The organism is Streptomyces sp. So13.3, from assembly GCF_005860785.2.
GTDB classification, from domain to species: Bacteria; Actinomycetota; Actinomycetes; order Streptomycetales; family Streptomycetaceae; genus Actinacidiphila; species Actinacidiphila fildesensis.
Genome location: NZ_CP048835.1, coordinates 4,108,511 through 4,122,572, shown reverse-complemented (window position 1 = coordinate 4,122,572; position 14,062 = coordinate 4,108,511). Strand labels below are relative to the sequence as shown.

Genomic DNA, 14,062 nt, shown 5'->3' with positions numbered 1-14,062 from the left:
GGGACTTGCGCTTCACGGGAGGCGGGCCGGCCGCGGCCGCGCCCCCCGTGGTCACCGTCGAGGCCACCGGTGCCTCAGTTCTTGTACGCCTTGGCGGCGTCCGCTTCGAGTTTCGCCTGGGCGCCCGCCACGTCGGTCGGCTTCACCAGGAAGTCCTGCAGGTCCTTCCATTCGCCCTCGCCCTTGGTACCGCCGAAGGCGGCGGGAGCCTGGTCGGACATGTCGAAGCGGAAGTCGTCGCCCGCCGAGATCAGCGCCTTGGCGATCGCGCGCGAGACCTCGTCGGGATAGGCCGCCAGGTCCAGCGACTTGTTCGGCGACACGTAGCCGCCGGGCTTCGCCCACACCTGCGCCGCGTCCGTCGAGGCGAGGAAGGTCAGCAGCGCCTGCGCGCCCTTGCCGTCCTTCAGCACCACGGCGACGTCACCGCCACTGACCACGGGCGGCTTGCCGCTGCCGACGGCCGGGAAGGGGAACACCTTGGCGTCGGTGCCGACCTTCGCCTTGGTGCTGGAGGAGATGACCGCGGCGGAGAAGTCGCCCTCGTAGACCATCGCGGCACCGGGCGGGGTGCCGGTGAACGTCTGGCTGATCGACTTCGGGAAGTCGGTCTGCAGCGCGCCGCTCTGGCCGCCCGCGATCAGGTCCTTCTTGCCGAAGAGCCCGGCCAGCGTGGTCAGCGCGTCCTTCACGGACGGATCGGTCCACTTGATCTTGTGCTGCGCGAGCTGGTCGTACTTCTCGGGGCCGGCCTGGCTCAGATAGACGTTCTCGAACCAGTCGGTGAGGGTCCAGCCGTCCGCGCCGCCGACCGATACCGGGGGCGTGCCCGACTCGAAGACCGTCTCCGCGGCCTTCAGGAAGTCGTCCCACGTCTTCGGCTCGGTGACGCCCGCCTGCTGGAAGGCCGCGGTGTTGTACCAGACCAGCGACTTGTTGGCGGCCTTGGCGTAGACCCCGTACTGCTTGCCCTGGTAGGCGCCGAGATCCTGCCAGCCCTTCGAGAAGTTCTTGGTCAGCTGCGCCTGGGCCTCGGGCCCGATCGGCTTGAGCCAGCCCTTGTCCGCGAACTGGTGCAGCACGCCGACCTGTGGCAGGAACGCCACATCCGGCGGCGCCCCGCCCTGGATCTTCGTCCCGAGGAAGGTGGAGGTGCTGTCGCCCGTCGGGACGAACGTCACCTTCGCACCGGTGCGCTTCTCGAACTCGTCCAGCACACCTCGGAAGTTCTTCTGCTCGGCGCCGGTCCACACGGCGGCCACTTCGAGCTTCTGGCCCTTGAGATCCGGCAACTGGAGCCCCGACGACGAGGCCGACGGAGCGCCCGATGACGGCCCCGCGTCCTTCTTGTCGTCACTGCCGCAGCCGGCCGCGGTGAGCGCCAGTGCGGCGGCCGCCACAACGGCCAGCGCGGTTCGTGCCTGGTGGTTGTGCGCGCGCGTGCTGAATGTACGCATCTGCTCATCCCCTCGGTCCGGTCCGTCTGTCCTACGCCCGGGCCGATCGGCGACGCAAGGGCATGGGCGGGGTATAGGGGTTGATCGTGACCTTGACGTGATGCGGCGTCAGAGGGGTTTAATCACCGGAGAATTGGGCCCCCGCCCGATCCGCCGGAGCCGGCGGTCGCGCCTCGGTCACACCAGCGGCTGGGCCGGGCCCGCCCCCGCGGACTCCGCGGCCCGCTGCAGCGCGCTGGCGAGCAGCGCCAGGTCCGTCGGCCCGTTGCCGAGCTCGCGCAGCGGCCGGCGGGTCGGCGGGTCGCCCATCCGCTCCCACTCCAGCGGTACGACCGTGGGCCGCAGCGTCGCCGTACGGGGGATGCGTCCGCTGACCCGGCCCGCCTGGAACGGCGCCACCGCGCCGCCGGGACGGCGCAGATAGCCGCGGCCGGGCACCTCCTCGTCCAGCCCCGCCGGATCCTCGACATGGACCAGCAGGGCGGCCGACGCGGGATCCTCGGTGCGCAGCGCGATCCGCAGCCGTGACCGTTCGTCCGCCTCGGTCCCCGAGGTGCGCTCCGGGCGCCCCGTCGACGCGATCAGGTGCACGCCGAGCCGCTCGCCCTCGCGGGCCACCGCCTCCAGTGCCCGCACGACGGAACCGGCCGCCGGGCGGCCGGTACTGCCGAGCCCCGGCGCCACCAGTGCGTCGAAGTCGTCGACCACGACCACCAGCCGGGGGAGTGCGGAGTCGCTGCGGGTCTGGACGCGCAGCGCGCCCTGCTCGGACGGTTTGCGGCCGTCGCCCCGCCCGCCGTCGCGCGCCGTCGACTGCCGTGGCACGGTCACCATCCGGTCCGCGTGCCACTCGCCGAAGCCCTGGCCGCCGAGCAGTTCCTCGCGGCGCTTGAGCTCCGCGCCGAGCGCCTGGGCGAACTCCCGCATGCGGGTCGGGTCGGAGGCGGCCAGATACGTCGAGACATGCGGCAGGTCCGTGACCGCGCGCAGTCCTTCGCCGCGCTCGGTGCCCGCGCCGTCGACCAGGACCAGCGCCAGCCGGTCCGGCCGCTCGGCGGCGGCGAGAGCGGACGCGATCGACCGCAGCAGCTCGGTCTTCCCCGAACCGGCGGCGCCGCCCACCATCAGATGCGGCCCCTCGGCCGCCAGGTCCACGACGACCCGGCCGCCGGAGCCCGAGCCCAGCACCGCCAGGGCGCGGCCCCCGGCCCGTGCGTAACCGGTGAGGGCCGGCCGCCCGCCGTCCTGTCCGGCCTCCTGGGCGTCCGCGTCGTCCGGGGTGCCGTCCCAGCGGGCGGTGATCTTCGCGGGGGTGGCCAGCGCCAGATCCAGCGCGTCCAGCAGGCGCACGGTGCGCGGCAGCGCGTTGCGGGCGCGCGGCGCCGCCGTGTCCGTCTCCCGCAGCGGCGCGAGCGCCCGCGCGAAACGCTCCGCCCACGCGGGCGAGACCGCGTCGACGACGACCTGCGCCGGCCCGTACGGATCCATCCGCAGGGTCGTCGCCACATCGCCCGACAACTGGGCGACGGCGCCGCACTCCGTCGCGAGCCGGTCCGGCGACTCGGCCAGGCACAGCACATGCATCCCGACCGAGGGACCGGCGGCCGCTATCCGTTCGAGGGTGTCGCGCAGCGTCGCGGAACCGGGGTCGCCGTCCACGACGACCAGGGTGTACGGGCCCTCGCGGTGGGCCGCGGCCTCGGCGACGGCCTCCGGGGCGGCGGCGGCCCAGCCGGAGCCCAGCGGCCCTTCCTCCAGCCGGCGGGCCAGCTCCGTGACGCGTGCCGCGGCCTGGTCGCGGTCGAAGGCGAGCAGCAGCCGGCAGTCCTGGCCGTGCGCGGGACGCAGCTGCGGCAGCCAGTTGAGCCAGGACCACTCGTCGGCCCGCTGCTCGGCGCCGCGCGAGCGGTCCGCACTGATCAGGACGAGCTCCAGCGTGCTGGGGGAGTGCAGCGCGCAGGCCTGCGCCAGCACCGCGCGGGCCAGCCCGGCCAGCCGCGGCCGGGGCCCGGCGAGGCCGAGCGCGAAGGTGTGCGGATCGCGCAGGTCGACGGTGAAGGGGACGGTGCGCAGGGTGCCCGCGCCGTCCTCCGACGGCAGATCGGCCGTGCCCAGCCGCAGCGTCAGCGCGTCCGGGTGGTCGGGCCCGCGCTCCCACAGCCGGCGGCCGGGGCCCAGCGCGGTCAGCAGCACGGTGGCCGGGTCCGGCCAGCGCTCGCGCAGCGCGGCCGCCTCGGCGGCCAGCCGGGCGCCGTCCGCGCCCTGGCCCGCCCCGCCGGTCCCGGTCCGGCCGGCCGCCAGCCGCCGTGCCCAGGCTCCTATGGTCCCGGCGACCCGCCCTGCGCCGGGCTGCGGCGGCTTCGGCACCCGCACCTGCACGGTGTCGTCCGGCCGGAGCCGTTCGCCGCGGCCGTAGGTGGCCGCCGAGTCGTCCGTCCCCTCGGCGTGGTCGGCGTAGCCGTGCGAACCGCTGCGCGGGGTGTCCAGTCGGCGCGAGGGCCCGGCGGCGGGCGGGACGGGCGGCGCGGACGGCCGCGGCGGCATGGCGGCCGCCTCGGGACTCGTGTGGGCCGCGGGCGCGGACTCCGGACGGGGGCCGGGGTACGTGGCCGAGCCGTGGCCACCGGCTGCCCGTGTCGTCCCGCCGGTCCGTCCGGTCGTGGATGCGTTCCCCGGGGGGAGGGTGACCCGCAGATGGCCCTCGCTGTCGGGCGCCGCCGGAACGGCCGCGTCCCGCGGGCCCGGTTCCAGGTGGAGCGTCGATTCGCCGATCCGCAGCAGCGCGCCGGGCGAGAGCGCGACCGGCCGCTCCCCGACGGGGCGGTCGTCGACGGTGGTGCCGTTGGTCGAGCCGAGGTCGGCGACGGTGACCCGGCCGTCGGCCGCGACCGTGACGGTGCAGTGCAGCCGGGAGACGTCGGGGTCGTCCAGCGGGACATCGGCCTCGGCGGAGCGGCCGATCCTGACCTGGCCGCCCTGCAGCAGATGGACGCCGCCGGAGTCCGGGCCGCCGATGACGCACAGCCGGGCCGGGGCGGACGCGCCCGACGGCGGCTCCGCGTGCTGCTCGGCGGGGGTGTGCAGGGACAGCACGGCGCCGTCCACGAGCGGTGGCATGCCGAGCAGGGCGCCCGGGTCGAGCCGCTCGGCGCCCGAATAGAGCGCGACCGAGGAGCCGGAGGAGCGCGCGGGCTGGCCGGAGCCGGCTCCGGACGCGAGCGCTCCGGAAACCGCGCTCAGCGCGGTCCCCGCGGGCGCGGTGACCAGCACGTCGCAGGTGCGCCCCGCTCGGCCGCTGCGCGGCCCGAGGACGGTCAGCCGGATCTGCATCTCGTCCGCGGTCCCTTCTGCCCGGATGCCTGGCAGGAAGCCTCCCCACCGCGCACGGGCGCGTCGACACGTACAAGCACGAGCGGGCGGGCTCCTGTTGCCCCGTCACACCCGTACGGGATGCATCCTCCCACTTGCCACTGACAACCCGCCCCCGGTCCTGACAGGAGCGATCTTGAATGATCAGTTGTTGACCGGAAAGGTGCTGCTTGTCGCAATGGAAGGCGGTCGCGGAGCAACCAAGCGGTGGCCTGCCGCGTCATACCTCCCAGCTCCGCGGTCCGTCCCCGGGGCCGGATGCGGCCACCTGCGGCCCGGGAATGCGGCTGTCAGCGGGCCGCCGCGGCCGTCCGCACTACAGTTGGCACGGTCGGCCCCACAGGCCGCGCGCAGCAGGGAACCACGAAGTACCACGAAGCACCACCAAGACCAGGGAGCGCATGACGTGCGGCCGGTAGGCAGCAAGTACCTCCTCGAGGAGGTACTCGGACGCGGGGCCACGGGGACCGTCTGGCGCGCCCAGGTGCGCGACGAGGACGGCGTCGTCGCGATCAAGGTGCTCAAGGAAGAGCTCGCGAGCGACCCCGACATCGTGATGCGGTTCCTGCGCGAGCGCGCCGTACTCGTACGGCTGCGCCACCCGCACATCGTGCGGGTCAGGGACCTGGTGGTCGAGGGTGATCTGCTCGCCCTGGTGATGGACCTCGTCGACGGCCCCGACCTGCACCAGTACCTGCGCGACAACGGCCCGTTCTCACCGGTCGGCGCCGCCCTGCTGACCGCCGCCGTCGCCGACGCGCTCGCCGCCAGCCACGCCGACGGGGTGGTGCACCGGGACCTCAAACCAGCGAACGTGCTGCTCGCCACGACCTACGGCGAAGACGGCAGTCCGCGCATGCACCCGATGCTCACCGACTTCGGCATCGCCCGTCTGGCGGATTCGCCCGGCATCACCCGCACCCACGAGTTCGTCGGCACCCCGGCCTACGTCGCGCCGGAGTCCGCGCAGGGCAAGCCGCAGACGTCCGCCGTCGACCTGTACGGCGCGGGCATCCTGCTCTACGAGCTGGTCACCGGCCGTGCGCCGTTCCGCGGCGACAACGCGCTGGAGGTGCTGCACGCGCACCTGAGCCAGGAGCCGGTGCGCCCCGGCAACGTGCCGGAACCGCTGTGGACGGTCATCGAGCGCTGCCTGCGCAAGAACCCGGAGGAGCGGCCCAGCGCCGAGAACCTGGCCCGCGCGCTGCGCGTGGCCGCCGCCGGGATCGGTGTGCACGCGACTCCCGCCGAGGCGGAGGCGGCGCTCGGCGTCGCCGCGCTGCTCGGCCCCGACCTCGCGCCGACCACCGTCCCCGGCAGCGCCGACCCCACCCAGGTGCTGCCCGCGCACCGCTACGACCCGAACGGCGCGACCGGTGTGCTGCCGATCGCCACCGCGGCCGGCGCCGACGGCACCCGCGTCCTGCCGCCGGTGCCCGACGGCCCGCCGCAGGGCAACGCGGATCAGCAGCAGGGCCCGCACCCTTGGCAGTCCCAGCTCAGCGCGGCCCGCCAGCGCGGCGAGCAGACGGAGCTGCAGTACCTCGACCCGGAGCAGGACCCGCTGCGGCGCAGGCCGCGACGGCAGCCCGGCGGCCAGCCGCAGGGCCGGGGCCGGCAGGACCAGTACCAGCAGGATCAGTACCAGCAGGGCCAGGGCCAGTACCAGCAGCAGGGGCAGCAGCCGTACGCCCCGCAGCAGCCGTCCCAGCCCCAGCCGCGCTACCAGCAGCAGCCTCAGCAGCAGGTCCAGCCGCGCTACCAGCAGCCGCAGCCGCAGCGCTACGAGCCGCAGCGGCCGCCGGAGCCCGAGCCCCGGCGCGACCCGCGGCCGCGCGGCGCCAACCCGATGAAGATTCCGGGCCTGGGCTGCCTCAAGGGCTGTCTGACGACGATTCTGGTGCTGATCGTCATCTTCGTGGTGGTCTGGTACACCACGCCGCTCCCGGAGTGGGTCGACAGCGGCCAGAACCTCTGGGACACCACGACGGGCTGGATCAGCACCGCCTGGGACAAGGTCAACGAGGTGACCGGGTCGGGGAACTGACCCCGGCACCGCTCACCGCCGACCCGCATCACGATCACCGCCGACGTTCACGCCGACCTTCGTCACGCGTGCCGCCGGGCTTCGTCATGCCCGCCGCCGACCCCCATCACGCGCGCCATGCTGCCGACTTGTCGACACCTGGCGGGTGATTTCCCCCGCAGAACCACACGTCACCGCACACCGGCCCCCCGAACGGCCGCCGGGCCGCGTAGTTTTGTCGCCAACACGACAGCGCCGCATACGGCGCGACGGACCGTCGGAGGAGTCGGAGCAGGCCTTGGCAAGGAAGATCGGCAGCCGGTACACCGCCCACCAGGTGCTGGGGCGGGGATCCGCCGGCACGGTGTGGCTGGGTGAGGGCCCCGAGGGTCCGGTCGCCATCAAACTGCTGCGCGAGGATCTCGCCTCCGACCAGGACCTCGTGGGCCGCTTCGTGCAGGAGCGCACCGCGCTGCTCTCGCTGGACCACCCGCAGATCGTCGGAATCCGTGATCTCGTCGTGGACGGCACCGACCTCGCGCTGGTCATGGACCTGGTGCGGGGCACCGACCTGCGGTCCCGGCTGGAGCGCGAGCGCCGGCTCGCCCCCGAGGCCGCCGTCGCCATCGCCGCCGATGTCGCGGACGGCCTCGCCGCCGCGCACGCGGCCGGCGTCGTCCACCGTGACGTCAAGCCCGAGAACGTGCTGCTCGACTCCGCCGCCCCGACCGGACCCGGCGGCGCGCCCCCCGCGCTCCTGACCGACTTCGGCATCGCCCGCCTCGTCGACTCCCCGCGCCGTACCCGGGCCACCCGCATCATCGGCACCCCGGACTACCTCGCCCCCGAGATCATCGAAGGCCTCCCGCCCCGGGCAAGTGTCGACATTTACGCCCTGGCGACGGTCCTCTACGAGCTGCTGGCCGGTTTCACGCCGTTCGGCGGCGGCCACCCCGGCGCCGTACTGCGCCGCCATGTGACCGAGGCCGTCGCACCGCTCCCGGACATCCCCGATGAGCTGTGGCAGCTGCTCTCGCAGTGTCTCGCCAAGGCCCCCGCGTCCCGGCTCACCGCCGGTGAGCTGGGCGAACGACTCCGGGACCAGCTGCCGCGGCTGGCCGGGCTGCCGCCGCTCGACGTGGACGCGCCGGACGAGCACCCGGCGGACGCCGACGACGACACCCCGTACGAGCCGGACATCGGGCTGTTCGAGCCGCCGAGCCACCGCGGCGCCGTGCCGCTGGTGCGCGGCGCGGCCCCCGACTCCAGCCGCGACACCCACACGAGCATGAAGCTGCCCTCCGCCGAGGAGCTGGCCGCGTACGGCCGCGGCTCCCGCTCCGGTGGCGGCCAGGGCGGCAGCGGGGCGTCCGCCGGGCGCCCGGCGAGCCCGCGGCACCGCGCCGTCTCCGACGTCGTGCGCCGCCGCCGGGTGCGCGTCGGAGCGGCTGCTGCCGCCGCGCTGGTCGTCGCGGGGCTGGGCGGCTGGGGCATCGCCTCGCTGGGCGGCGACTCCGGGCCGACGGCCCCGGCCGACAACGACCACCCCACCACCGCTCCGCCCACCACGCACCCCACCGCACCCACCGCCGGCGCCGCCTCCCCGCAGGGCTCCATCGGCACCCCGGTCGAGCTGCCGCAATGGTCCGCGTTCAGCGCGGTGCCCGCGCCCCGCGTGAAGCTGGTCGGCGGCCCGCGCGCCATCACCATCGCCGGGACCACGTACGTCTTCGCCCGGGGCGAGGACAACGACGTCTGGTACGTCACCCGGGGCGTCGGCGCCTCGGGCGCCTACAGCGCCTGGCAGCACCTGACGGGAATAGGAGTCGCCGACGACCCGGCGGTCGTCTCGGCCTCGCCGGGCCGCCTCGACCTGTTCGCCCTCGGCACGGACGGCCTGCTCTACCGGCGGACCATGACCAACGGAACCTGGAACCAGTGGTACCAGGTCGACGAGCGCACCCGGTTCGACGCCGCCCCGGCCGCCGCCTCCTCCGAGCCCGGCCGGATCGACCTCGTCGGCCGGTCCGGCGGCGACCTGGTCACCGCCTCCCTCGTCGGCAGCCGCTGGAACGCCTGGTCGGTGGTCCCCACCCCGGGCCGCATCACCGCGGCCCCCGGGCTCGTCTCCCGTTCGAAGGGCACCCTGGACGCGTTCGTCGTCCGCAAGGCCGACGGCGCCGTGCTGCGCCTGCCGTACTCGGCGGGCGCCTGGCGGCCCACGGTCCTCCTGCGGGGCATGGACGCCGCCGGCCGCCCCGAGCCGCTGGCCTCCGGTGACCGGGTCTACGCCTTCGCCCCCGCCGCCTCCGGCGGCCTCTCGCAGGCCGCGGGCCCGGTCGCCGGCGGCGCGGAGTGGTCCGTCGCCGCCCTGCCCGGTGCCACCGAGGCCACCACCCCGGCCGCCGTCACGTCGTCCGGCCGCGTCCTGGAGCTGTACGTCCGCACCCCGGCCGGAGCCCTCACCCGGGCCACCGCGCAGGTCTGACGCGCGGCCTCCGGGCGGGTGCGGGTGCGGCCTCCGGGCCGGTCCGGCCGATGCCTCGGGCCGGGTCGGGTCCGGCGCCCGGAGGTGTCTCCCGTCACAGGACCGCCCCCGGGCGAGAACGTCCCGTTCGACCAGCCGGTAGTCTGGACCCGTGGCAGTCGTCGATGTATCCGAAGAGCTGAAGTCCCTCTCCTCGACCATGGGGTCGATCGAGGCCGTCCTGGACCTCGACGCGATGCGGGCCGATATCGTCGTTCTCGAGGAGCAGGCCGCGGCGCCGTCCCTCTGGGACGACCCGGAGGCGGCGCAGAAGATCACGAGCAAGCTCTCGCACCTCCAGGCCGAGCTGCGCAAGGCCGAGCAGCTCCGGGGCCGCATCGACGACCTGTCGTTGATGTTCGAGCTCGCCGAGGACGAGGCCGACGCCGATGCCCTCGCCGAGGCCGAGGAAGAGCTGGTCTCGGTCCGCAAGGCGCTCGACGAGCTGGAGATCCGCACCCTTCTCTCCGGCGAGTACGACGCCCGCGAGGCCCTGGTCAACATCCGCGCGGAGGCCGGTGGCGTGGACGCCGCCGACTTCGCCGAGCAGCTCCAGCGCATGTACCTGCGCTGGGCCGAGCGGCACGGCTACCAGACGGAGGTCTACGAGACCTCCTACGCGGAAGAGGCCGGCATCAAGTCGACCACCTTCGCGGTGAAGGCCCCGTACGCGTACGGCACCCTCTCCGTCGAACAGGGCACCCACCGCCTGGTGCGCATCTCGCCCTTCGACAACCAGGGCCGCCGCCAGACCTCCTTCGCCGGCGTCGAGGTGCTCCCCGTCGTCGAGAAGACCGACCACCTCGAGATCGACGAGTCCGAGCTGCGCGTCGACGTCTACCGCGCCTCGGGCCCCGGCGGCCAGGGCGTCAACACCACCGACTCCGCGGTGCGGTTGACCCACATCCCCACCGGCATCGTGGTCTCCTGCCAGAACGAGCGCTCCCAGATCCAGAACAAGGCGAGCGCCATGAACGTCCTCCAGGCCAAGCTCCTCGAGCGCCGCCGCCAGGAGGAGCAGGCTCTGATGGACTCCCTCGGCAAGAGCGACGGCGGGAACTCCTGGGGCAGCCAGATGCGTTCGTACGTGCTGCACCCGTACCAGATGGTCAAGGACCTGCGCACCGACTACGAGGTCGGCAACCCGCAGGGCGCCCTCGACGGCGACATCGACGGCTTCATCGAGGCGGGCATCCGCTGGCGCAAGGGCCAGCAGAAGGCCTCCCAGGACTAGGGCCTGACGCGTCGGTTTCTGTCGGCAACTGCCATCCATTGGATGGCAGTTGCCTTTTTTATGTCACAGCCACCTACACAACTGACCGCCATATGACGCTAATTCCGGCATTCCGGTTGGAATGACCTTGACGCTGCCGGGAATTATGGGAAAGGTGTTGCGCGGCATGCGTATGACCGGGACGTGAGTTGCCGTCCTGTCCATAGCTGCTCCACATACGAAGATCCGCTACTGGGGGTAGTTACCAGATGAGCAAGAAGAACACTCGGCTGCGCATGGCTCGTATAGCCGCCGCCGCAGTCATCGCCACGGGCGCGTCCCTGACCGCCGTGGGTGTGGCTCAGGCCGTTACCGTCACGACGAACGCCGCGGGCGGCGACACCGAGGGCACGACCGTCGGCGTCACCCAGGGCACGACCGAGGGCACCACGGTCGGCGTCACCGAGGGTACGACCGAGGGCACGACCGTCGGCGTCACCGAGGGCACGACCGAGGGCACCACCGTCGGCGTCACCCAGGGCACCACCGAAGGCACCGAGGGCACGAGCACGGGCACCAGCACGGGCACCAGCACGGGCACGTCGACCGGTACCTCCACGGGCACCAGCACCGGTACGTCGACCGGTACTTCGACCGGCACCAGCACCGGTACCTCCACGGGTACGAGCACCGGTACGTCGACCGGTACTTCGACCGGCACGAGCACCGGCACCAGCACGGGCACGTCGACCGGTACCTCCACGGGCACCAGCACCGGTACGTCGACCGGCACGAGCACCGGCACCAGCACGGGCACGTCGACCGGTACCTCCACGGGCACCTCGACGGGTACCTCCACGGGCACCAGCACGGGTACCACCGCCGGCACCACCACGGGCAGCACGACCGCCGGCACCACCACGGGCACCACGGGCGGTTCCTCGTCCAGCGGTTCGACCGGTGGCGGCAACACCTGCACCCTGACCGGTGACAGCGTCAACTGCAACAACACCGGCACCGACAACCAGAACACCAAGCCGGTGGCGCAGGGCAACACCAACCAGGAGCTGGCCAAGACCGGTTCCGGTGAGACCACCTTCCTGCTGGTCGGCGCCGCGACGATGATCGCCGGTGGCATCGGCTTCCGCATGATGCCGCGCCTCACCAACCGGCGCACGGCTGCCTGAACAGGCCGCCAGTAGCACATCTTCATGAGAGGGGCCCGGAGCGCGCAGGCGGCGCGCTCCGGGCCCCTCTCAGGCGTGCTCTCTCACCGGCGTGGTCTTCCGACCCCTCTGTGCACAGCGGGAAGTGCCGGGACGGTTACGTGGCGTGTTCGACGACCAGGACCACGGCCAGCAGCGCCACCAGGAGGGCGATCAGGGCTGCCGGGGTCAGGGCGGACCAGGGGTTTTCCTGTTGGAGGCGGGCGCGGTTGGCGCGGCAGACCGCGCAGTGGCCCTCGCTCACGGGGCCGGCGCAGTTGGCGCACACCAGTCGGTCGGATGTCATGCCATCTCCTCCTCCGCCCGGTGAACGCGCCAGTAGGCCGTTCCGTTCCTCCACTGTGCCAGCTTCGGGCACAATCGGCGCGCCTCGCATGATTTCACAGGGTGACGTGCATGGCCCGATGCCTGGTTTGTCCCCCTGTGCCCTGTGCGCAAACACACGAACCCAGGACGCCGACTGCGCGGCCCTACGCCGTTCGCGTATGGTCGCCCACACCAGGAGAGCCGCCCCTGCGGTTGTCCGCCCCCAATATCCGGCTACCTCACTGGTGCGAACGTGATCCGATTCGACAGCGTCACCAAGACCTACCCCAAGCAGAACCGTCCTGCACTCCGGGATGTCTCGCTGGAGATCGAGAAGGGCGAGTTCGTCTTCCTCGTCGGTTCGTCGGGGTCCGGAAAGTCGACCTTCCTCCGGTTGATCCTGCGCGAGGAGCGCACCGACACCGGCATGGTGCACGTCCTGGGCAAGGACCTGGCGAGGCTCTCCAACTGGAAGGTGCCGCAGATGCGGCGCCAGTTGGGTACGGTCTTCCAGGACTTCCGGCTGCTTCCGAACAAGACCGTCGCGGAGAACGTGGCGTTCGCACTGGAAGTGATCGGGAAGCCGCGCGGGACGATCCGCAAGACGGTTCCCGAAGTGCTGGACCTGGTCGGCCTGGCCGGCAAGGAGGACCGCATGCCGGGTGAGCTGTCGGGTGGTGAGCAGCAGCGTGTGGCCATCGCCCGCGCGTTCGTCAACCGGCCGATGCTGCTGATCGCGGACGAACCGACGGGAAACCTCGACCCGCAGACCTCGGTCGGCATCATGCGGCTCCTGGACCGCATCAACCGCACCGGAACCACCGTGGTGATGGCCACCCACGACCAGAACATCGTCGACCAGATGCGCAAGCGCGTCATCGAGCTCGAGAAGGGGCGACTGGTGCGCGACCAGTCGCGCGGTGTCTACGGCTACCAGCACTGAACCGAACCGGGTTCTGCTCCGTAGTCATAGCCACCAACCCCTGAAAGGACATCATGCGCGCCCAGTTCGTCCTGTCGGAGATCGGCGTCGGTCTCCGGCGCAATCTCACCATGACCTTCGCGGTGATCATCTCCGTCGCCCTCTCGCTCGCCCTCGCCGGCGGATCCTGGCTCGCCAGCCAGCAGGTCGACGCCATGAAGGGGTACTGGTACGACAAGGTCCAGGTGTCGATCTTCCTCTGCAACAAGGCGGATGCGAAGAGCACCCCCTCGTGCTCCAAGGGCGCGGTCACGGACGAGCAGAAGAAGGCGATCAAGGCCGACCTGGAGAAGCTCCCGGTCGTCGAGACCGTCTTCTACGAGTCCTCGCAGGAGGCGTACAAGCACTACCAGGAGCAGTTCAAGGACTCGCCGGTCGCCGGGTCCCTCTCTCCTGACCAGTTGCAGGAGTCGTACCGCGTCAAGCTCAAGGACCCGACGAAGGTGCAGGTCGTCTCCAGCGCCTTCGCCGGCCGTCCGGGCGTCCAGGAGGTGCAGGACCAGCGCAAGCTGCTGAAGAACCTCTTCGACCTGCTCGGCGGTATGACGGCGGTGGCCTTCGGGACCATGCTCTTCATGGTGATCGTGGCGATGCTGCTGATCATCAACACCGTGCGCGTCTCGGCGTTCAGCCGCCGGCGCGAGACCGGGATCATGCGCTTGGTGGGCGCGTCCGGCTTCTACATCCAGATGCCGTTCATCGCCGAGGCGGCCTTCGCGGGCCTGGTCGGCGGCGGTGTGGCCTGCGGCATGCTCATGACCGGCCGGTACTTCCTGATCGACCACGGGCTGAAGCTGCAGGACAAGATCCCGCTGGTGAACTTCCTCGGCTGGGGCGATGTCATCAAGGTGCTGCCGCTGGTCCTCGTGGTCAGCATGCTGATGCCCGCCCTCGCCGCCCTCGTCACGCTGCGTAAATACCTCAAGGTCTGAGTGCCGCTTCGGGTGGTCTGCGGT

Annotated in this window: 9 protein-coding genes; 6 read left to right on the top strand and 3 right to left on the bottom strand. The window is 72.4% G+C overall.

The genetic code is table 11. The annotated features are described in order from the left end of the window. Nucleotides 1-74 precede the first annotated feature (74 nt). Both C8250_RS18590 and C8250_RS18585 read right to left on the bottom strand, forming a co-directional pair. Nucleotides 75-1,457, bottom strand: a complete 1,383-nt coding sequence (locus C8250_RS18590) for an extracellular solute-binding protein (RefSeq protein ID WP_138357592.1) — start codon at nucleotides 1,455-1,457, stop codon at nucleotides 75-77. Nucleotides 1,458-1,634: 177 nt separating this feature from the next. Continuing rightward, complete coding sequence (locus tag C8250_RS18585) at nucleotides 1,635-4,787, bottom strand: FtsK/SpoIIIE domain-containing protein (RefSeq protein ID WP_138357591.1); 3,153 nt, start codon at nucleotides 4,785-4,787, stop codon at nucleotides 1,635-1,637. A 445-nt stretch (nucleotides 4,788-5,232) separates the two neighbouring features. Here C8250_RS18585 and C8250_RS18580 point away from each other — a divergent pair, with 445 nt between their 5' ends. The 4 genes from C8250_RS18580 to C8250_RS18565 all read left to right on the top strand — a co-directional run bounded on the left by C8250_RS18580 (nucleotide 5,233) and on the right by C8250_RS18565 (nucleotide 11,779). Then, nucleotides 5,233-6,873, top strand: a complete 1,641-nt coding sequence (locus C8250_RS18580; RefSeq protein WP_138357590.1) for a serine/threonine-protein kinase — start codon at nucleotides 5,233-5,235, stop codon at nucleotides 6,871-6,873. 277 nt (nucleotides 6,874-7,150) lie between these two features. Beyond that, nucleotides 7,151-9,340 carry a protein kinase gene (locus C8250_RS18575; protein ID WP_138357589.1) on the top strand — a complete coding sequence of 730 codons (2,190 nt, stop codon included), beginning with the start codon at nucleotides 7,151-7,153 and terminating at the stop codon, nucleotides 9,338-9,340. 151 nt (nucleotides 9,341-9,491) lie between these two features. Continuing rightward, nucleotides 9,492-10,613 (top strand): peptide chain release factor 2, encoded by a 1,122-nt coding sequence (gene prfB / locus C8250_RS18570; RefSeq protein ID WP_138357588.1) that lies wholly within the window; start codon nucleotides 9,492-9,494, stop codon nucleotides 10,611-10,613. Between the two features lie 248 nt (nucleotides 10,614-10,861). Next, a complete protein-coding gene (locus C8250_RS18565) occupies nucleotides 10,862-11,779 on the top strand; it encodes a hypothetical protein (protein WP_138357587.1) in 918 nt (305 codons plus the stop codon). 136 nt (nucleotides 11,780-11,915) lie between these two features. Here the strand turns inward: C8250_RS18565 and C8250_RS18560 are convergent, their stop codons facing one another. Further along, nucleotides 11,916-12,104 (bottom strand): hypothetical protein, encoded by a 189-nt coding sequence (locus C8250_RS18560; RefSeq protein WP_138357586.1) that lies wholly within the window; start codon nucleotides 12,102-12,104, stop codon nucleotides 11,916-11,918. Between the two features lie 273 nt (nucleotides 12,105-12,377). Here C8250_RS18560 and ftsE point away from each other — a divergent pair, with 273 nt between their 5' ends. Together ftsE and ftsX are read left to right on the top strand one after the other, a co-directional pair. Continuing rightward, nucleotides 12,378-13,067 (top strand): cell division ATP-binding protein FtsE, encoded by a 690-nt coding sequence (gene ftsE / locus C8250_RS18555; protein WP_138357585.1) that lies wholly within the window; start codon nucleotides 12,378-12,380, stop codon nucleotides 13,065-13,067. 53 nt (nucleotides 13,068-13,120) lie between these two features. Continuing rightward, on the top strand, nucleotides 13,121-14,038 hold the full coding sequence (ftsX, locus tag C8250_RS18550; protein ID WP_138357584.1) for a permease-like cell division protein FtsX: 918 nt from the start codon (nucleotides 13,121-13,123) through the stop codon (nucleotides 14,036-14,038). The last annotated feature ends 24 nt before the right edge of the window (nucleotides 14,039-14,062 follow it).